Origin of the sequence: Desnuesiella massiliensis (assembly GCF_001403615.1) — a bacterium.
In the GTDB taxonomy this organism is placed as follows: Bacteria; Bacillota; Clostridia; order Clostridiales; family Clostridiaceae; genus Desnuesiella; species Desnuesiella massiliensis.
This window is the reverse complement of sequence record NZ_LN879454.1, coordinates 172,845-193,941: the sequence shown is the minus strand read 5'-3', so window position 1 is coordinate 193,941 and position 21,097 is coordinate 172,845. Positions and strand designations below refer to the sequence as shown.

The following is a 21,097-nucleotide window of genomic DNA, read 5'->3' as shown; positions in this document are numbered from 1 at the left end:
ATATTTCTTTGATTATTGCTAATAATTTTTGTATGTATATATAAAAAATAAACATTGGGAGATGAAGCTATGAAAAGAGTATGCATAAAAGATATTGCTATGGGTAAAAAAATAGAATCTACCTTTATAATAAAGAAGATACTTAGTAAGGAAGGTAATAATGTACTTATTTACATGGGAGATATTACGGGAGATATTAAAGCTTTAGTTCCCGATCCAAAATTCCTTTTAAAGGTTGGAGATGTAATCAAGGTCATAGGGGTGTTGAGCAATTTATTCGAAGCTTCCTTCTGTTCTAAAATTAGTGAGTATAATATTGAGGATTATATTCCTACAGTGGAAAGACCTATAGAGGATATTATGAGAGAACTTGATACCATATCCAAAGAAGAGTTTAATTCTATAGAATGTATAACCTTGAATGATTACTTCTTTAAAAATGAAGCTTTTTTAAGTAAATTTAAGAAAGCCATAGGTGGTGTTAGGCAGCATCATAACTATATAGGAGGCCTGGCAGAACATACCCTAAATGTAATGTACCTAGCTAAGGTTTTAGCTCATAGATACAACTGCAGAAACAAAGAAATTGCTATACTTGCTGCTAAACTCCATGATATTGGAAAGATTGAAGAGATGTATTATGATGGGCCCTTTAATTATACTCTTAGGGGAGATATGGAAGGTCATATTGTTATAGGCATAACTATGCTAGAAGAAGCCTTTAAGGCTAACACTGATCTATATACCGAAGATTTCAAATTAAGATTAAAGGGCTGCGTAATCCAGCATCATGGCAAACCTGAATTTGGCTCACCCAAAGCACCTAATTCTGAAGAAGCATATATAGTACATTATGCAGACTATATAGATGCCACTATGAATAAAATAGAAATCATAAAAAAAGATGTACCTCCAAATAACTGGAGTGCTTATGATAGAAGGATTGAAGGCAGGATATATGTGTAAAATCCTCTAAATATTTTTTAAAAAAATTAACTTGGCTATAGGAAGATGTGAAAAACATAGGTGCTCTTTTTCGCGGGCCGCTCGTGGATCTCCACGCGCGGTGTAGCGAAACCTATAGAGTACCTTTTTTCACAGCCTCCTGTAGGAGGGGTTACTTATAATTATCTTACCATGCAAACGGAGTAATTATAGTATCTCTCTAACAACCAAGCTAAAATTATATCTTTATTATATTAAAATTTTATTATAAAATATATAGTAATTTTATTTTTTACTTTTTATATACTATATTTTGATACTATTTCTCTAAGCTTTGAAACTGCTTCTTCACTTTCATCCATTTCACCCTTTACCATATCCACATCTTTTGTTATTCCATTCATCTGCTCTACTATCACCTGGTTACCTCTAGCCCCTTCATTTACTGTAACATTTATTTCATTAATAAAGCTTACTATAGATTCTATAGAAGCAGATAGCTCTTCTGAAGCTTGAGCGAAGTCAGACATCAATGAATCAAGGGTCACTGCATCCCCTGCATATTTTTCTCCAGTTTCTAGCATAGTATTATAATCTTTAAATACTTCCTTCTCCACAAAATTAAGTATAACCTCAGAACTATCTGTTAATTTTTCTACTGCACCATATATAGTTTTCGTCACATTTTGTATTTCCGAGGCCGCCTTTTGTGAATCCTCAGCCAATTTACGTATTTGTTCAGCTACTACAGCAAAGCCTTTACCAGATTCCCCCGCTCTTGCCGCCTCTATAGCAGCATTTAAAGCAAGTAAATTGGTTTGAGAGGTTATATGCAATATAGAATCTGATAGTAAGCTTATCTTTTCAACAGCTTTAGACTCTTCTAGAGCTTTATAAAGCTTTTCCTTAACCTCTTCATATAGCTTTTCTGTTCTTTGCTTTGCTTCAAAGGCTGTACCTTGAAGTAAAATACCCTGCTCTTTTATATTTTCTGCTGCCTTAGAGGTGTTCTCTGTCTTTTCCATAATAACACTAACAGATTTTTCTATATCCTGAGCGTAAGCACTGATCTCCTCTACATGGGCCGCAGTTTCTTCAATACCTGCTGAAACCTCTTCTACGGTAGCATTAGTTTCCTCAGTATTTTGATTTAAATGAGCCATTGCTTCATGTACTTGAGAATTAGCATAATTTATCTTATCTGCACCTTTAATTACATCTCCTAAAGATTCTCTTAAAGATTTTTGCATCCTATCTAGAGCTCTTGCCAGATCTCCGATTTCATTACGAAATTTCATAGCTCTATCAGGTACTTCCTTAGAAAAATCCCCTTCTGACATATTAACAATGAAGCTTGAAGCCTCAGCTATGGTTCCAGTCATTCTCTTTAATATAAATCTTAATATACCTACAATTACCACCAGTGAAATCAATGCAATTATGGCATTGGTTTTTAGAGAAGCATAAAAGTTTTCAAATATAGCGCTCTTAGGTATAACAGATACAAAAGTCCAATAGTCATCAGATTCACCCAATTTTATAGGTTCTCCCACCCATAGCACATCCTCTTTCAATCTATTTGAATAACCATATTCTGTTTTTTCTTTACCCTTAGAGGTTTCTTCGAATAAGCTCCCTAATCCTTTATTTATATCTAGAGCCTTTTTGCCTATGTTGCCCCCATCTACTCCATCTGCCACAAATACTCCATCTTTATCAAGTAACAGCCCATAGCCTCCCATGGGTTTTATGCTCGATATACCATTTTGAAATATGTCTGAAGGCATGTCTAAAGCTACTACACCTAAAAACTCACCTTTGTCTAATATAGGCACTACTATAGAAATAATACTAATACTTTGTCCACCTATTTTAACTTCCATAGGATTAGTTATATGTACTTTTTTACTATTCTTAGTTTCCTCATACCACCTAGAATCCTCTAAAGCTGAATTTTCTTGTCCAAATTCTTGGGGAGATTTTAAAAATACGTAAGGCATAAACTCTCCATTAGGTCCGTACTCAGCTACACCTACAAATTCTTTGTCCTTCCCATCAAATTTATTAGGTTCATAGGTTATGGCTACCCCTAATATTCCTTGATGATTTTTCAAAAATTCCTTTTGCATTTCTATTACTTTATTTCTATCAACTAAGTTATTTTTTCTAAGCAGTTCTACTGACTCTGCAAGCTTAGAAGCTGAAAGCGCATCACCTTCAAATAAGCTCTGTACCGTATAAGCACTAGATTTTGATACTTCCTTTGCTATGTTTTCGCTTTGTTCAACACTGCTTTTTAGCTGAAAAATAGAACTTGCTGCAAGTAATGTTATGAACCCTAGAGTTACTACAATACCTACAGCTAAGCTCAACGCATTAGCGATTTTTAATTTTTTGAACATTATTTACCCTCCATTTATCCCATACAAATCGATTAAACTTTATACCCTTATAATATGTTAAAAATTATACTTCTTAAATTTTTAAATTTATTATATATAGTTTCATAATGCACATATCAGAACATTCCAAACAAGCATAATTTTGCACAAAAATGATTATAGCAGTATGATACACCAAAAACAAGAAGAATTACCTTAATTTAATCTTAATTATTTCTAAATTAATGGTTACAGCTATTTTTTATGAAATCAAAATTTTTAGGATAAATTTAGTAATAATTACAAAAAAATCTTGATTACCCGTTAAATAATTAACTATTTTCCAAAAAACAAGGCCTCCCTCTATGTTAATAGTCTAATTAAAATTAGAATACTAAATAAAGGGAGGCAAAATCTATGGATTGGGGGAATTAGAAATATCTATTTAGTTCTCCATTTGTATCAAGCTTATAAAGCTTGTCTGCATATCTAACAACTCTTTCATTTTTAGAGAATATAACTATAGCTTTTCCTTCCTTAGAAATACTCTTTAGAAGGGTTGCTATGCATTCTTCTTCCTCTGGCTTTAGCTCCTGAGCTGCATTATCAATCAATAATATTTCAGGATTTTTAATAAGTGCCCTTGCTAAAGACAATCTCTTTTGCTCTTCTTTTGTTAGCGCATAGGCAAAATCACTTTTTTTCCATTTTAGGTTTAGCTTATCCAATATATCTTCAATAGTTTTTTTCTTCTCATCATATCCTAAATCTCTTTCTATGTCTAAGGCCATTAAAAGGTTTTCATAAACAGTCAGATTATAAAAGAAATCTCCATTCTTATTAACAACACCTATCTTATAATTTCTTAATAAATCCTTGTCCCAAGAACTTAGAGATTTTAAGGGCCTATTAAAAAGCATAACTTCTCCTGAGCTCTGGGTCTCAGATGCTGATACAATATTAAGCAGCACTCTTCTATTAGGATTTTCACCCATTATAACTATAAATTCACCTTTATCTATATCTAAGTCCACATTCCTTAAAATCTGGATACTTTCATGCTGCACACCTATAAACTTATTTACATTTTTCAAGGTTACAATACTATTTTGCATGAAAATTCCTCCTTTATATGTATATGGAATAATTCTTTCTTTACACTAATTATGTTATAAAAAAAATTTTTATTCAATATAAAAGGTATTAATACTGATTTTAAAGGTATTAAAATACAATTTCTTATTTTAATGTCCCAAAATCACGTTTTCATGCACTTTATATTTACATTAATATGATTATATGTTATTTTTTATCTATAATTTCTAGCAAAATAATTAAAACTAATGAAGGTGATTAAATATGGTGGACAGATTAGCCTTAAAATTTACTAATTATATAGAACATAATAGCAGCATTAAATCTAAAGAGGATTTAGAAAAGATAAACTATTCTCTACGGTCCTTAATAGGTGAAGCTATTAAATTTATTCTACTATTAGTAATATTTACGCTGCTAGGTAGGACAAGCCTCTTTTTATTCTCTATGTTAATCTTTTGTTCTATTAGAGCTTTTTCTGGAGGGTTACATTTTAATTCAGCTTTTAAATGTTTTATATCATCTTTGATCATGTTTTCTTTAAGCTGTATAATAGTACCTTCATTAAATCTTTCTTTAGCAAAGCCTTATTATTGGCTCATTGGGCTCTTAAGCTTGATAATAATATTTATTCAATCGCCACGTCCAAGTCATTATAGGCCAATAAATGATGAAAAAAGAAGATGGACAGTAAAAATAATATCCACCTTTATAGCTACCTTTCATTTAGTAGCAATGTTATGCTTTATGTCCGACGTGAATTACATAAACTGCGGAATTTTCTCAATTGCTCTACAAGCAATTCAATTAATAAATTTAAAAAAGGAGTGTATTTAAATGAAAGCAAAATTATTCTTTAAAAGATCAGCATTAGACATTATGGGATTATTATTAATAGGTGTAGCTAGTTTAGTAGCTATAATTCCATCTTTCTTATTCTGGGGTGAACCAGAACCACCAAAGTCTCTTTTAAAATAGTATTTTAAAAGTAGTTTGATTGTTTTCTAATGAAATTTCAATTTTACCACCATAAAAATCCACTATTTTTTTTACATTATATAATCCAAAACCCCGTGAAAGGCTTCCTTTAGTAGAGAAGCCTTTTTTAAATATCTTGTTTATATTCTCAGGCTTAATTGTCAAACTGCTGTTAGTTACTTCTATGAGGATAGAAGATTCATCTCTAATTATACTTAGAACCACTTTCTTATATTCATCCTTTATCTCTAAAACTGCATCAAAAGCATTATCCAATAGATTGTAAATAATTTCTGAAAGCTCATAGTCTTTAACTATAATTTCTTCAATATTTCCTTGTATTAAATATTGAAAATCTATGCCTTTATCATAAGCTTCCTGAAGCTTACAAAAAATAATTCCTGATACTATTTTGTTTTCTACCTGAATGATCTTATCCATACTATGAAAAGAATAATTAAGACTCTCTATGTATTTACTTATCTTATCTTTTATTTCCCTTTCATCCGTTACCTGAGCCATGCCATAAATAGTATTTAAATGATTCTTAAAATCATGCTGTCTCCTTCTAACATCAGTAAGTAAATTTTCAGCAACCTCCGAATACCGTTCATACAATTCAATATTCTTTTTATCTTCATTTATTCTTATTATATCTTTTAGGAATAGTACGCTTAATATAAACACAGCAAAAAGAAAAATTAAAAAGAAAGCTATATTATTTAAAAAGAGTTCATTATTATATTGCCATATGAACCTAGACAAAATTATATATGCAACTAAATTAATTACATAAAAATATATTATTCTAAACTGAAGCTTATTTTTCTTATATATGTCTTCATAAGAAATATACTTATATATAAAAGAACTAAATATGAACAATATTAAATTTATAATAAATCCGCTTTTTATTTGTAATTGATTATCTGGTCCAGTATAAACCATCCCCATAATATTAGCGAGCAAGGTTAGTATTAATTGCATAAGCATTGTAATTAATATTACTATACAAAACTCAATAATACTTTCGTTTAAATCTTTCTTAAAGACGAAAAAAACAGAAAAAATTAACAATAAATAATTTATAACGAGCCCAGGTAATAATGGTAACTTTACATTTGTTGACACCACCAAAGCTATCCCCAAAATTATACCTAAGCTTTTTAATAAAACCTTTTCCTTATCCTTATGAAACTTACTCCAAAGAAGCATTACTGAAGATAATTCTAAAAAAGTAAATATAAATGTAATAAATCTATCCATACTTCAACAACTCACTTATCAATATTTTTATACGGTTCTATTTAACTTACAAAGTAGATTTTCCTTAAATCTTGGACCCATGAAAGCAATGTCTTTAGTATCTCTAAAGCATATCTTCCAACTAGTAACGGTATAGGGTTCTATCTTTTTTATATAATTTATATTTACTGCAAAGGCTCTGTGACATTGAACTATGTCTTTGTTATTTATCATATCCAAAGCTTTCATTAATGTCATTTTTGTTATCTCATAATTTCCTATGGTGGTATGTATTGTGCAATTTCTTAAGCTCACTTCTAAGAAGATAATTTCATCTACATAAATTTTTACCATTATACCTCTGCTATTAAAAACCACATGATCTCTTTGATTTTCTTTTTTGCTATTATTATTAAAAGCGTTCTTAGCCAAAAGCTTAGTCATTTCTTGCAGTTCAGATTTTTTAAAAGGTTTTATTATATAATCATAACAATGGATTTCCTTGAAAGCTTCTAGCATAAATTTTACATGAGAGGTTATAAATATTATCCAGGATAGCTTGTACTTTTCGATTTTTCTAAGTTCTTGAGCCAGTTGTAGCCCTGAAGAATTTTTTAATTCTATATCTATATAAAAAAAGCTTATATCCTGCTTATTTGCTATAGCCAAGGCTTGTTCTTGTCCGTCTGCTTCATATATATTTATATCTAACTCCATTTCTTTGATCATTTTAATAAGATTATTTCTTTGATTTATGTCATCTTCTATTACAAGTAAATTTATCATAGCTTCCTCCTGACATGTAGGCAAACATACGTAAACTTAACTTATACATACATCAAAATGTTGATCTTCAAGGAATTTTGGTGCATATATAAGTTAACAGTCGAAGTTGTTCCCTTATTATATATATTATTACAAATGTTTCCTCGATGTAAACTCCAATTATTTTAAAGTAAATGAAAATTTGTTTCTATAGAACTTCGATACCATTCCTATCTTTAAAATCAATATATTATATATTCATAACCTATTTTTCAATAATCAATTATTGGAAATTAATATTACATACAATTATACTAATATTTTGAATTCTCTTTCATCAATTCATCCATACCCTCATCATAATCTCTTTTGCTTATTAGTATTGCTAGCACTAATATTCCAATAGTTAATATTAAAGATACTACTAAGCCGCCTTCTGGGCCAAAGGCTCCACCAGTGATTATATCCGATCCAGTGGTTCTAAAAGCTAACAGGGTACCTCCTGCAGGTTCAGCTCCACTCACTTTAAAGCCAAAGATATTTCCTTGAGCCCAATTCCATGCACTGTGTAATGCACATATACCCCATAGGCCTTCTTCCCATATAGCATAAAGAGCAGCGAAAACACCGAAGAGCACCAAATTAACTAAGGATAGCTTAGAAACACCAGGATTAAAAAGATGCATAGCTCCAAATATGGTAGACGATATTATAATTCCTAAGGGCATATTATATCTTACTCCTATAACTTGCATTAACCAACCTCTAGTCATTATTTCTTCTGCGGCTCCTTGTATTATCCATCCTAAAAGTAAAATCAGCACTCCCCAAAGTACCTTCCCCCCACCTGCAGCAATCTCATCATACTCCACTGCTCCTAAAAAAACATAGATTATAGAACAAATGCTTAACATAAAAATTCCAATTAGAAAACCTCTAAGATATTTTTTTATCCATTGTTCTTTTTCAAAGCCCAAGGAGCCTATGTTTCTTCTCTCAACTAGAACCACCCATATAAATATAGATAATGTAGTAAGACCAAGGGGAATTATTAAATTCTCCAGAGAAAATATCAGGTCTCCATTTTTTAACCCCCTGACATTTAATTTAAATATATATCTCAAAACGCTTTGCAGAACATAGGGAAATACTCCTGTGAAACCAATAATAAGCAGAAATATAGAAATAAAAAAATCTGGTATAAACTTACTTTCACTAGCTAAGTAAAAAAGCCTGTTTTTCTTAGAAAAGATTTTCCTAAACACTTCCCCTTCCCCCTCATATAACTTTAAAAATTCACCCTACAATAGAGATTATATCAAATTTATCATGATTAATGTATAAAAAAATAAAATGCCACGTGCTAAGCACGTGACATTTTATTTTATAATTGTCTCATATCAAATTTTGATACATTCTTTTCAACTATTTGAGCTGAATCCTTTATCTTTAGTTCCCCGCCGCTGGAGTTAAAAATATTCTTAGCTAGGATTAAATCCATAGCTTGAGATATTTCCGCTTCAGTTAAGTTCTCCTTAATATTGTCTATTCTTAACCCTACTTTTTTACCCTCTGTATTTACAAATGTCATAAGCAAACTTTTATCTGCCATATTATTCCCTCCAATTCATAATTTTATTTTACATTGCTTTCCTCATCACTATTCATTTATTAAGTGACTTTCGTTTTCTCTGGTTACTTGAAGCACTGGATATTTAAGAAGAGTTCCTAAAGCTTCACCTACTGCAAACAGATCTTCATCAGCGGAGTTTAGTTTAATCTTATTAAACCTTCCACTCTTTATTACGTCTTTACCGTTCTTGTCCACCCCTGTCTTATACTTAATTACCATGGCGCTTTCTAACAATATTGATTTAACTGCCATATTTATCAACTCCTTTCAAGTATTAAATATGCAGCTAAAACTATTGTTGCAAAAAAAGTTTTTAAAAAACTAAAAGATTTTTCTCCGCTGCTCTATGAAAAATCTATAACTTAATAAAAAACAAAACGCGGCTAATTCTTAGCCGCGATCTTTATAATTTTCCATTTTTTCGTAACAATAGTGAAGAAAAATTTCCTTTATTGTCATTGTGAATTGAATAAAAATTACTCCATAATTTTCATTCTAACTTCCTATTTTAAAAGCTCTAGCCAGTATACTATATATGGTGATTAAAATAGTAACTATGGAAGATATTATTATAATCAATATAAATGGCCAGTTAACCACACTCTCTTCTAAAACTTCTTCATGTACTTCACTTCTGCTATAGAAGTTGTCTTTCTTTAAAGCTCTAAATAGCAGAAGCGTTAGAACTATGGATATTACTGCCATTATAGCTAAAGTTATTATAAGTCCACTACCCCCAGCCTCTTCAGCTACCTTTGAAACGTTTCTCGAATAATACATTATTAATGCTGAAGTTCCATTGTTTATTAAATGGATAAGTATTCCCGCGTAAAGGGAATTTGTTATATATACGGCGTAAGCTAATATTATTCCCATAAAGAAGGTGTATGCAAATTGCTGTAAATTCATATGAAATAATCCAAATAAAAGTCCATTGAGCAAGATCATCTTTTTATAATTTACATTTCTATAGCCGTCCATTATTACTCCTCTTAACAAGGCCTCCTCACAGATAGCCGGAGTTATAGCTATAGAAAAAAATAACATAAACAAGGACATATTAGAAGAACTTTGCTCTATGCTATCTACTACTGCAGTACCAAATAATTCTGCGGCTATAGTTGATATTAATCCCAAAAAGGGTTTCATAACCAGTGAAATACCTACCAGTATTAGTATGCTCTTTAGGCTTATTTTATTTAGCCTTAGACTTTCCTTAAAACCTCTTTTAGTAGTGATAGCATATATGATGCAAGGCAATAATATAAACAAATAATGAGGTGCTACATTTTGTAAGCTCTTTGGTACTATTTCTAAAATAACTCCACCAAAGATCATGAGTAATACGGATACAAGCATTGTAAGATTAGCTCTAAAAGTATTAACATTCCTCATAAATAAATAATCCTTTCATTCCAAGTATTTTATAACATATGTATAAAATATCATATATTTGCTTAAATTTCTATTGGAAGTTTTTGAATATACTTTAATAGGAAATACATTTTAATATATAATAAAGTATATCTTTTTAGTACTTAAGGGAGGGTATTATGGAAAATATATTTTTATTTGAAGACTTTTCATCAGAGAATCTAAGCGATGATTTTCAATGGTTTAATGAACCCCAAAATTGGGAACTCCATTCTCATCACTCAGAGCTTTTAATAAAACCAGAAGCAAAAACAGATTATTGGCAGGAAACTCATTATGGCTTTAGGGTGGATAATGGTCCTTTCCTGTTCACAAAAATAAAAGGAGACTTTGCAATCACTACAAAAGTAAGATTTAATCCTCTTCACCAATATGACCAAGCTGGACTTATGATAAGGCTATCAAGTGACTGCTGGCTAAAGACTTCTGTAGAATTTGAACCAGAGGGCTACAGCAGATTGGGCGCTGTTGTAACTAATCATGGTTTCTCCGATTGGTCCACTCAAAATTTTTTATCGGAAAAAAATGAGCTATATTTTAGAATCAGAAGAGAAGCCATGGATTACATAGTAGAATATAGTCTTCATTCAGATTTAACAAGAAAAGAAAACTGGACACAAATAAGAATGGCTAGATTGTTAGAAGACAACGGAAAAGATGAGGTTATGTGTGGAATTTATTGTTGTAGCCCCATAGGGCAAGGCTATGAGGTTTATTTTGACTTTATAATGATAACGGAAGGAAGAATTTAAAAAATACGAAGTCTTTTTAATGCACAGAGCACAATGCACAATTAAGGATATTTTTCTCAGTTGTACTGAGAAAAATTAAAGAATTTAAAACTATATTGATTTTTCGCTTTGCGAAAAATTCTCCTTCATTGTGCACTGTGAATTGTGAATTGAAATTATTGTTTGTGGCGTTTTTGCATGGCATGAAGCACCAGAGATAATCCTATAACACCATAGGATATAAACACTCTAAAGAATTCTCCTATTTGTGCATCACCAAATAAATTGTTCCCTGCCTGTGGAGAAACTATGAACAAGGTATGGAAGAGTATTACTCCTATGAAGGCTTCTCCTATAGTGGCTTTGGTTACAGTGGCTCCCCCTATGAGAAGCGCTGCTATAGAGAACATTCCTACCTGTTCGTGACTAGCATAGGTATTTAAGGTTCCTAGATTTTGAAGGAATATAATCTGCCCATAAGCTGCAAGTACTATGGAAATTATCATGGCTGTTATTCTCTTCTTGTCTGTATTAATTCCTGCTACCTTTGCTATATTTAAATCCTGCCCAAGAGCTCTAAAGTCTTGTCCAAGCTTTGTTTTTACTATATATTTTGTAGCTATAGCAAAGATGACTACTACTACCAAGGTTACCACTGGCAGCTTTATGCCCATAATATTTAGCTCCCAAATTCTATCTAAGGAATATTGAACGAACTTTAAATCTATGGCATTTTTAAGTCCGAAGCCTCTTTTTAAGATTATTTCAGGATTATTTACAGGGATGATACTTCCTATAAAGTTTAAAAATACTAGCTGCCAAAGTCCCATAGCGAAAAATCCAAGTATCATGCTAGTAATCATTTCTCTTCCCTTAGTTTTATTTAATATCTTTCCAGTTAAATATCCAAATAAAATAGCAAAGGGAGTGGCCAAAGCACAGGCTAGCAGGAATCCTGGAAATGCTCCGATATCTAATATCTTTATTATTATTAAGCCTATCTGTCCTGCCATAGCTCCTAATACTATAGCAAAATTCAGTCCCATGCCAGCAATGACAGGTATGATAAGCGAAAGAACTAATAATAGATTTCTGCCTATTCTCGTTATTATCTCATTAGTTACATAGCTTATGCTTAAATCAGAATAATAAATTCCCAAAATACAAAGCACTATAAATAGGATTGGAACGGAATTAGCTCCTATTATTCTTTTAATTTTACTTTTATTATCTAATTCTTTATCCATTGACCTCTCCACCTCCAACCTTTGTTAACGCGTATAGAATAACTCCATTACTAACTATAATCCTTACTATTTCTGATAAATTAGCACCTTCAGGTATCATTTTATTAAACACTGGCATAGAAATAGTAAGCAAAGTTTGAAATAAAACCACACCTGAAATCACATGGGATATTTTCGCTTTCTTAGCAGAGGCTCCTCCTATGAGTATGGCTGCTATAGCAGCGAAGGGCATCATAAGCGGTGCCTGATATAGCTGAAGAAAGCCAAAGCTTTGGGCATATACTAATATACCTATCCCTCCTAATACAGTAGACACTATAGTTCCTATCATTCTATACTTATTTACATTAATGCCTGAGGCCTCCGCAAATTTAGCATTATCGCCAGCGGCGGTCATGGCTACTCCAGTTTTAGACCTTAAAAATAACCACATTAAAACACAAAGTAAACCAAAGAATAAAAGAGTTCCTACAGGTATTCCTGCGTCGAAAAGCTTTATGGCTAAAAAGTCATCTAATACTTTAGCATAGCTATCAGAAAGGGCTATGGTAGTTCTTAGTCCTCTTCCTTTTATGGCCCAAACCATATAAGGGCTCTTAAAGGGTAATATGAGCCAAAAGATAGACATCAAAGATACTATTGAAAACCCAAGGTAAGTTCCTACAGTCATTTCATCTCCCTTTACCTTATTTAAAATCCATCCATATAGGTAGCCTACTAGGGTGGATATAGGTATGGATATGAGCACTGCAATAAAAAATGCACTCATTCCTTTTAAATTCATCTCTATGCTTATGCAGCCAGCCAAAAGCCCTGCTAATATTCCTAGGGAGATTCCAAAATTCAGTCCTGTACCGGATACTATGCCTGGCACCATGGCTAATACAAGTACACCATTCATGCCTATTCTTACTAATGAATCTATAATTAAATTAGGAACACTCTGTCCCTTTTGTCCAAAGGCAATACTTATTAATATTATGAGTAAAATAGCTATAGAAACCTTTGGATAACCATACCTATCTATTAGATTTTTCCAAAATTCCTTTATATTCTTCACATCTTTCACCTCTATCCACTATTAAGGGTTATATTTTCCTGCCATAGCAAGACCAAAATCTAGATCTGACCCTCTAGGGTCTAAAATTCCTTGTATCTTCCCCTCATAGACAATGGCTATTCTATCGCAAACAGCTCTTAATTCACCTAATTCGCTAGAGGTCATCACAATAGTCATACCTAACTCCCTGTTCAGCTTTACTAGCATATCTAGTACTAGCTTTTTCGCACCTATATCAATACCTCTGGTAGGCTCTGAAATAAATAATATCTTAGGCTCTAGGGTCAGCGCTCTTGCGAGGCACACCTTTTGCTGATTACCACCGCTAAGCCTTCGTGTTATTTGAGTAGGGCCTGTACACCTTATATCTAAATCCTTTATCAGCTTTAAGGAATGTGTTCTTATGGCTCTATCATTCTTCATCTTTAGGAACTTCAAATTTAGTAAAGGCTTTAAAAACTTACTCTGTATCTGCATACTTGTCATCACTATATTCATCTCTATGGAGGTATCTAATAAAAGTCCTACTCCTCGTCTATCCTCTGATAGGAAGGCTATACCACTTTCTATGGTTTTTCTTGGATTATTTAGCTCTAAGGCTTTATCTTCTACTAATACTTGCCCTTCGGCTTTAAATAATCCAGCAATGCCATTAGCTAGTCCAACTTTACCATGTCCAGCTAATCCACCTATACCGATAATTTCTCCTTTTTTAATATCTAAACTTATGCCTTTAACTAATTCTCCAGGCATATCTACCTTTAAATCCTTTATGGATAACATTATAGGGTTGTCCTTAATCTCTTCCTCATCCTTTTGATAAATTCTTTCAATTTTTCTGCCTACCATCATTTCTGCAATTTTTTCAATACTAGCCTCTTCTCTAGCCATAGCTCCCACTACCTCTCCATCTCTCATGACGGTGATATTATGTGCTACAGCTAACACTTCATCTAATCTATGGGTAATAAACAAAATTGATATCCCCTTAGCTGCCATGTTCTTCATAGCCTCTAATAGTTTATCTGCTTCGCTTTCCGTTAGTACTGCCGTAGGCTCGTCTAGGACTAAAAACTTAATATTCTTCTTATCTATCTCTCTTGCAATCTCTACAAACTGCATATAACCTACAGGTAGTCCAGCTATGGGCAGCCACTCTTCTACATTCATACCCAAGGTATCTAAGGATTTTTTAGCATCCCCTCTCATTTTAGACACATTTAAAGTTTTAAGATTTTTTCCAAGAAGTTTACTAAATATATTTTCCTTAGTATCTTCCCTATTTAGCTTTATATTTTCAGTAAGAGTAAAATTAGGTAAAAGCATAAACTCTTGATGCACCATGCCTATACCTAAATCCATAGCTTCCTTTGGAGATTTTATATCTACCTTTTGTCCCCCAAAATATATCTCTCCCTTTATGCCTCCAGTATTATAAATTACAGGCATTCCAAATATTATGTTCATAAGAGTGGATTTACCTGCTCCATTTTCTCCCACTAGAGCATGGATTTCTCCCTCTTTTATGCTTAAATTAACTCCTTTAAGCACCTTATTTCCGAAATACTCTTTCTCTATATTTTTAAGCTGAAGCACATTATTATCTCCCACTTAAACCCCTCCTTTTTTAAGGAACTCTATCTTTAAAGCCGTTCTCCTATGACTTAGGCATCTCCAAAAAATAACTAGTCAGTATACTCGTCTATTTTGCGTAATACTGCGTCCACTATTAATGAAACCTGTGTCTTTGACTAGTTATTTTTTTACGATGCCTTATTAAGAAGAACGGCTAAAACTAAAAATATATTAATAGATTATATAGTCACTTAATATCATATAGAAATTCTTAAATTCTATATCCTTACCATTCTTATCTTTTCCTTTATAGGTTTCAAATTTCATTTCTTTTCCATTGGCTATCTTCGTGCATATTCTCTTTAAAGCTTCCACATCATTTTTAGTGGTTATCTTACCCTCGCAATATTCCTTCGCATACTCTACTCCCGCCTCAACAAACATCATATTCATAGGCACTGGCCAAGTTGAAAATCTTCCCGAGCCGTTCTTAGCAGCTATTTTCTCCTTTGTTTGAGCTACTATATAATTAACATCTCCAGCGCTGTCACTAGGTATTTCTATACCTAATGCCCCTGGATATCCATGGAAAGGACTTGGACAACATTGCTGAGCAAAGATTCCTCCATTTTCTAAGGTAGCTTTTATTAAAGGTTCCTGCATAGAACAGTTAGTGCTAAAGAAGTTTACATCCTTACCGTATTCTTTTATTACTCTTGGTACATCTTCAAGAATAAATTGTTGTGCACCAGGCACTCCAGCATCTCCTAGTGGATCTGGAGCTGTAGCATCTATAAATTTCATACCGAGCTTTTCACATTCCGCCTTCATTAAGTCTCTTCTCTGTGATAATAATGGATAAGCCATATGCCTTGGGAAGGAGTAGTGTACAAATACTTTTGCTCCTAATTTTTTTGCCTGCTGAGGAATAGTATTACCCATAGCAAGCTCGTCTCCTTGCATAACTATATCAGCTTTACCGCCTATCATATCAGGGTCTTCTCCTGGAACTCCACCTATGAGAAGTATGTCAGGTCTTTTTTCCCTAACCTTTTCAAAAGCTGCACTTGCCCCTGGCACAGCTTGAACCATAACTATAGCCTTTACATTAGGATCTTCAGCTAACTGCATCATATTTGAAACAGTGGTTTCTTGTTCTTTCATAAAATTATCTGGATAGGTCTTAAATAGGATCATATCCTTGCCATACTTTTTAACCATATTTTCTGCCGATCTATATTCCTCTTCTCCTTGAGCTACAGTTCCTGTCATTACTCCTATTTTAAATTTTTTATTGTCTCCTGATGCATTATTTTTAGGTTTACATCCCGTAAAGCTTAAAGCCAGTACTCCTGCAAGCATTAATGGTATAACCTTTTTCACTATAAATCTCCCCCTTCAAATATTAATGCTTAATTATATGCTGCAATTTTATGATATATGAATTTCATTATTTTACCATCCAAAAAACCCCTTTAAACATTGGACTTTCGACGTATTTAAACGTATAATATATTATAGTTAATGAAATACAAAGATATATGTAATAAAATGCAAATTATTATGGTTTTATTACAGATATGGGGGGAACTTGATGAAGCACAAATATTACCGTTCTTTTGCACTACTTGTTGTAACACTATGCTTTATTTTTATTGGCATCACTAGCGTACAAGCCTCCTCAGCGGTCCTGAATAGCAATAATTCTCAGCAGCTCACTGTAGAAGCTAAACAAATAAACACGGATAAGGCTTCTCCTCAGGTAATAAATTCTGAAATAAACATAACCACTGAAGCCTTAGGAAATAACTTGCTATATAGGTTCTGGATTCATGACGGTATATCTTGGAAGATTGTTCAAGGCTATTCATCAAAAAATAGCTTTAAGTGGACTCCAAATAGAGTGGGAATCCACAGAATTTGGGTGGATGTAAAAGCTTCTAGCTCTTCAAAGGATGTAGACTCTTATAAAGAAATAACCTATAACATAATAGATAGTCCTAAGATAAAAGCTTTATACACTAATATGTCCTACCCTCAACCTCTAGGAAGTACCATAAAAATCACTGCTGAAGGCACTGGAGGGTTAGATCCTTTATATAGATTTTGGATAAAGGATTATACTGGTTGGAAGATAGTGAAGGACTACTCCAAAGAAAACTTTTATAATTGGACTCCTGTAAACACTGGGGATCATTCTGTATGGGTAGATATTAAGGATAGTTCTTCAAAAAATGGCTACGATAGCTATAAAGAAATTTATTACTACATAGGTCCTGGAATAAAGAGTATAAACACAGATAAACCTGCTCCTCAGGTAGTAAACAGCAGCATAAACATTACCGCAGATACCGGCGGTGGAAATCTACTTTACAGGTTTTGGATTCATGATGGTATATCATGGAAGGTGGTAAAACCCTATTCTACAAGCAACAGTTATAGTTGGAAGCCTACAAGAGTAGGAAATCACAGGATATGGGTAGATATTAAAGCCCCCAATTCTCCACGAGATGTAGATTCCTATAAAGAAATCACATATGAAGTTAGAAATTATCCCATAATAAAGGGCATAATCACTAGTCTTCCTTCTCCTCAGGGCGCAGGAAGCAATATAACCATAACTGGAGATGGTTCAGGAGGAGTAAATCCTTTATATAGATTCTGGATAAAGGACAGCAGCGGCTGGAAGGTTGTAAGAGATTATGCACCTGAAAAAACCTTTAATTGGGTACCAGAAGCAGCAGGAAACTATATTTTATGGATTGATATTAAGGATAAAAATTCTCCTAACTCCTATGACGATTACAAGGAAATGAATTATACCGTAAATCCAGCAAAGGTTATTATAAAAACCGATAAGCTTTCTCCACAAGTCATAAACTCACAAATCAACATTACAGCTAGCTATGCAGCTCCTAATACTCTATATAGATTTTGGATTTATGACGGTGCAAACTGGAAGGTGGTAAAAGATTATTCAAAGGACAATAGCTATCTATGGAAACCGACTAAAATAGGCACTTATAGGCTTTGGGTGGATGTAAAGTCCACAAATTCTACTAAAGACTATGATACCTATCATGAAATATATTATGATATAAAAAGTGAAAGCATAAAAAAGACCATAGTAATCGATCCTGGCCATAATTATGGTGGAGACGATGGCGCTTATGGTTATCATGGTGATAAGGTCTACTCTGAAAGAGACTTAAACATGCAAATTGCTACAAAGCTTAAGAAATATTTAGAGGCCTACGGCTTTAATGTAGTGCTCACCAGACAAGAAGGGGAAGTATTAAAAGATGATTTAAAGACAAGTCTACAAAAAAGAGTAGATATTGCAAATAAATTAAAGGCAGACCTCTTTATAAGCCTTCATCACGATAAAAGCTCCAATGCTTCTACCGCTGGCATAAGTGCTCACTATAGCTCCTATAGACCTACTATAGATAATGAAGGTATAGTAAATGGTACGGACCCAGGTGGTTGGAGCTATGATGGCCTAAAAGTAGACTCTACTCCTTCTATACAAGCTAAGACAAGCATGGAACTAGCTAATAAATTAGTAGAAGGCCTAAGCACTTCCCTAGGCTATAATAACCTTAAGGCTCATGACCACGGACTATTTGTCACAAGACAAATAGATGTACCAGCAGTACTTCTAGAATCTGGCTTCCTAAGCAACGTCAGCGAGGCAGAAAAATGTGCTGATGCAAATGCTCAAGAAGCTAAAACTAAGAAAATTGCAGATATAATAAATGAATACTTTAAGAATAGATAAATTAAATTGAATTGAATAAGAACATCCCTAGATTTTTATAAATCAAATCTAGGAATGTTTTTTATTTTATCACATATTCTTATCAATATAGCAAATTAAAATCATATAAAAGCAATGGCAATATATTTAAAGGGAAGAACATTTTATACAATAATTACGTATACTTAACATATATTTGAATTTACATTATTAAAATTAATCTTCCTATAACTCTATTCTTCCTGCAAACTCACTCCTGCTACATACTTTCTGCTCATAAGCTTATCCTTTTTTCTATAATCCTTGCTTTTTAATACTATATCCATATCATATTCCTCTGGGTATAGCTCTTCCTTCTCAATATAGATGGATAGTCTTTTCTTATTCACCTTTAGCTTCTTTTTCATCACCATAACCCCTACTTCACCCTTGGAGTTTTCTAGCTCGCATACTATTCCTGTTCTGTCCATGTAGCTTATATATACGCAATCTCCTATATTAAAGCTAGGCTTTGCCTTCTGCTTTTCACTTATAGCATTTTTAATATTGGCTTTTTTAAATTTCTCTACTTGAGACTCATGGCTAAGCTGAGCCTCCTCCTTAAGCTTTTGCTGTGCTATAAGATTGTCTCTTAAGGCCTTCATTTCCAATTCATAGTTTGAATAATCTTTTTTAGTCTTATAGGTTATCTCATGAGCTCTTTCTATGATATTCTTATTCATGCCTAATCTAAGAGAAATTAGGAAGGCATTGCTCTCTCCAGCCTTTCCAATACTTAATTTATATAGAGGCTTTAAGGTATTGATATCAAATTCCATGCAGCCATTGGTAAATCCCTCATGAGTTCTTGCGAAGTCCTTTATCTCATTATAGTGAGTGGTAGCAAGCAAGGTGGCGCCTTTATTATATATCTCCTCTAGCACTGCTACGGCTATACCCATGCCTTCCCCTGGTTCAGTACCAGAGCCTATTTCATCAATGATGACTAAGGTATTAGGGTCTGCACAGTCTAATATAGATATTACATTTTTTATATGAGAGGAGAAGGTGCTTAAACTTTGTTCAATGCTTTGACCATCTCCGATATCTGCAAGTATATCTACAAATATAGAAAACTCACTTCCCTTTTCTACGGGTACATGAAGGCCTGATTGTATCATCATTGTCAAAAGTCCTACGGTTTTTAAGGCTACAGTCTTTCCTCCAGTATTGGGACCAGTTATCACCAAAGCTCTATAAGCTTCTCCTATCTCAAAATCTAAAGGCACTGCACTCCTTCCTAATAGAGGATGCCTTCCTCCTAGGATTTTTATATAATGATTGGTATTTAATTTCGCTCCTCTTCCATCTATGCCCTTACTATATTTGGCTTTTGCAAATATAAAATCATAATGAGCCATGGTTTCTATATTGATAAGCAAATCCCTTTCATAGCTTATTACCATATTAGTGAGATTTGATAATACCTTAAACACCTCTTTTTCCTCTTCGATTCTTAGCACATTTAACTCATCTTGAGCCTTCTTTACTTCCTCTGGCTCTACAAAAACTGTAGACCCACTGCTGGATTTATCCTGAATAGCTCCAGAAACAGAGTGCCTATGCTCATTCTTTACAGGTATAACATATCTTCCGTTTCTCATGCTTACTACTGAATCTTGAAGGTAGCTTCTATATTTATCATTCTTCAGTACGCTATCTAATTTAGCCTTTATTCTGTCTTCTAAAATCCTTATCTTCTTTCTTATTTTTGATAAATCTGAAGTAGCTTTATCCTCTACTCTTCCTCTTAAGATACATCTTTCAATCTCCTCTATTACCTCTTGCATTTCGCATATGGATAGAGCATAGCAGCTTATATTAGGAGCTACATCCTTTTTATTATTCATGAAGTCCCTAAGCTTTCTTCCTTCTACTAAGAAGGCCGCTACAGCTTCTAGCTCCACGCCGTTTAAAACTATACCCTTCTTAACCTTTTGTACTATATTATTCATGCCCAGCAAGCTATGAATAGGTATGCTTGAGGTTATATCTGCAATGGCTCTTCCCTCATCTGTCTCTAATAGATAGCTGTTGATGGCTGCTATATCTAAAAATGGCTCTAAAGCTTCTATTTTCTCCTTAGCCATATCTGACAAGGCATAGCTTTTTAATATTTCCTTTATTTTATTGTATTCTAATAGTTCTATGGTATTTTTATTCAATTTGTTTCCCTCCAAAATATATATTTATATTCTCTCTTTAAAGT

18 protein-coding genes are annotated in these 21,097 nt (G+C 33.0%); 5 read left to right on the top strand and 13 right to left on the bottom strand.

What is annotated here, in order from left to right; translation table 11 throughout:
- Positions 1 to 69 precede the first annotated feature (69 nt).
- A complete protein-coding gene (locus BN2665_RS04705; RefSeq protein WP_055665966.1) occupies positions 70 to 966 on the top strand; it encodes an HD domain-containing protein in 897 nt (298 codons plus the stop codon).
- 278 nt (positions 967 to 1,244) lie between these two features.
- Here BN2665_RS04705 and BN2665_RS04700 read toward each other — a convergent pair whose 3' ends face one another.
- Positions 1,245 to 3,347, bottom strand: a complete 2,103-nt coding sequence (locus BN2665_RS04700; RefSeq protein WP_055665965.1) for a methyl-accepting chemotaxis protein — start codon at positions 3,345 to 3,347, stop codon at positions 1,245 to 1,247.
- Positions 3,348 to 3,757: 410 nt separating this feature from the next.
- On the bottom strand, positions 3,758 to 4,441 hold the full coding sequence (locus BN2665_RS04695) for an ATP-binding cassette domain-containing protein (RefSeq protein ID WP_055665964.1): 684 nt from the start codon (positions 4,439 to 4,441) through the stop codon (positions 3,758 to 3,760).
- Between the two features lie 244 nt (positions 4,442 to 4,685).
- On the opposite strand from BN2665_RS04695, the gene BN2665_RS04690 reads away from it, so the two are divergent.
- Together BN2665_RS04690 and BN2665_RS26645 are read left to right on the top strand one after the other, a co-directional pair.
- Positions 4,686 to 5,258 (top strand): accessory gene regulator ArgB-like protein, encoded by a 573-nt coding sequence (locus BN2665_RS04690; RefSeq protein WP_055665963.1) that lies wholly within the window; start codon positions 4,686 to 4,688, stop codon positions 5,256 to 5,258.
- Positions 5,259 to 5,399: an AgrD family cyclic lactone autoinducer peptide gene (locus tag BN2665_RS26645; RefSeq protein WP_082435794.1), complete on the top strand. Its 141-nt coding sequence runs from the start codon at positions 5,259 to 5,261 to the stop codon at positions 5,397 to 5,399. It begins immediately after the preceding gene.
- Here the strand turns inward: BN2665_RS26645 and BN2665_RS04685 are convergent.
- From BN2665_RS04685 to BN2665_RS04660, 6 genes are all read right to left on the bottom strand, one after another.
- Positions 5,391 to 6,665, bottom strand: a complete 1,275-nt coding sequence (locus BN2665_RS04685) for a sensor histidine kinase (protein ID WP_055665962.1) — start codon at positions 6,663 to 6,665, stop codon at positions 5,391 to 5,393. The genes BN2665_RS26645 and BN2665_RS04685 overlap by 9 nt on opposite strands.
- A 27-nt stretch (positions 6,666 to 6,692) precedes the next feature.
- Positions 6,693 to 7,430 carry a LytR/AlgR family response regulator transcription factor gene (locus BN2665_RS04680; RefSeq protein WP_055665961.1) on the bottom strand — a complete coding sequence of 246 codons (738 nt, stop codon included), beginning with the start codon at positions 7,428 to 7,430 and terminating at the stop codon, positions 6,693 to 6,695.
- A gap of 293 nt (positions 7,431 to 7,723) precedes the next feature.
- Positions 7,724 to 8,674: a CPBP family intramembrane glutamic endopeptidase gene (locus BN2665_RS04675; protein WP_055665960.1), complete on the bottom strand. Its 951-nt coding sequence runs from the start codon at positions 8,672 to 8,674 to the stop codon at positions 7,724 to 7,726.
- Between the two features lie 119 nt (positions 8,675 to 8,793).
- Entirely contained in the window at positions 8,794 to 9,021 is a 228-nt protein-coding gene (locus BN2665_RS04670) for a DUF2922 domain-containing protein (protein WP_055665959.1), read from the bottom strand.
- A 48-nt stretch (positions 9,022 to 9,069) separates the two neighbouring features.
- Complete coding sequence (locus tag BN2665_RS04665) at positions 9,070 to 9,294, bottom strand: DUF1659 domain-containing protein (protein WP_055665958.1); 225 nt, start codon at positions 9,292 to 9,294, stop codon at positions 9,070 to 9,072.
- A 243-nt stretch (positions 9,295 to 9,537) separates the two neighbouring features.
- Complete coding sequence (locus BN2665_RS04660; protein ID WP_055665957.1) at positions 9,538 to 10,437, bottom strand: CPBP family intramembrane glutamic endopeptidase; 900 nt, start codon at positions 10,435 to 10,437, stop codon at positions 9,538 to 9,540.
- Between the two features lie 158 nt (positions 10,438 to 10,595).
- Here BN2665_RS04660 and BN2665_RS04655 point away from each other — a divergent pair, with 158 nt between their 5' ends.
- On the top strand, positions 10,596 to 11,228 hold the full coding sequence (locus BN2665_RS04655) for a DUF1349 domain-containing protein (RefSeq protein ID WP_055665956.1): 633 nt from the start codon (positions 10,596 to 10,598) through the stop codon (positions 11,226 to 11,228).
- A 155-nt stretch (positions 11,229 to 11,383) separates the two neighbouring features.
- Here the strand turns inward: BN2665_RS04655 and BN2665_RS04650 are convergent, their stop codons facing one another.
- The 4 genes from BN2665_RS04650 to BN2665_RS04635 all read right to left on the bottom strand — a co-directional run bounded on the left by BN2665_RS04650 (position 11,384) and on the right by BN2665_RS04635 (position 16,472).
- Positions 11,384 to 12,454: an ABC transporter permease subunit gene (locus tag BN2665_RS04650; RefSeq protein ID WP_055665955.1), complete on the bottom strand. Its 1,071-nt coding sequence runs from the start codon at positions 12,452 to 12,454 to the stop codon at positions 11,384 to 11,386.
- Complete coding sequence (locus BN2665_RS04645) at positions 12,447 to 13,514, bottom strand: ABC transporter permease subunit (RefSeq protein WP_242865897.1); 1,068 nt, start codon at positions 13,512 to 13,514, stop codon at positions 12,447 to 12,449. The genes BN2665_RS04650 and BN2665_RS04645 overlap by 8 nt, the downstream gene beginning before the upstream one ends.
- A 21-nt stretch (positions 13,515 to 13,535) precedes the next feature.
- Positions 13,536 to 15,125 carry a sugar ABC transporter ATP-binding protein gene (locus BN2665_RS04640; protein WP_055665954.1) on the bottom strand — a complete coding sequence of 530 codons (1,590 nt, stop codon included), beginning with the start codon at positions 15,123 to 15,125 and terminating at the stop codon, positions 13,536 to 13,538.
- Positions 15,126 to 15,320: 195 nt separating this feature from the next.
- Positions 15,321 to 16,472, bottom strand: coding sequence for a DUF3798 domain-containing protein (locus BN2665_RS04635; RefSeq protein ID WP_082435793.1), 1,152 nt, complete (start codon positions 16,470 to 16,472; stop codon positions 15,321 to 15,323).
- Between the two features lie 211 nt (positions 16,473 to 16,683).
- Between BN2665_RS04635 and BN2665_RS04630 the strand changes: the two genes are divergently transcribed.
- A complete protein-coding gene (locus BN2665_RS04630; protein ID WP_055665953.1) occupies positions 16,684 to 18,870 on the top strand; it encodes an N-acetylmuramoyl-L-alanine amidase in 2,187 nt (728 codons plus the stop codon).
- Positions 18,871 to 19,082: 212 nt separating this feature from the next.
- Here the strand turns inward: BN2665_RS04630 and BN2665_RS04625 are convergent, their stop codons facing one another.
- Positions 19,083 to 21,053: an endonuclease MutS2 gene (locus BN2665_RS04625; RefSeq protein ID WP_055665952.1), complete on the bottom strand. Its 1,971-nt coding sequence runs from the start codon at positions 21,051 to 21,053 to the stop codon at positions 19,083 to 19,085.
- Positions 21,054 to 21,097: the final 44 nt, after the last annotated feature.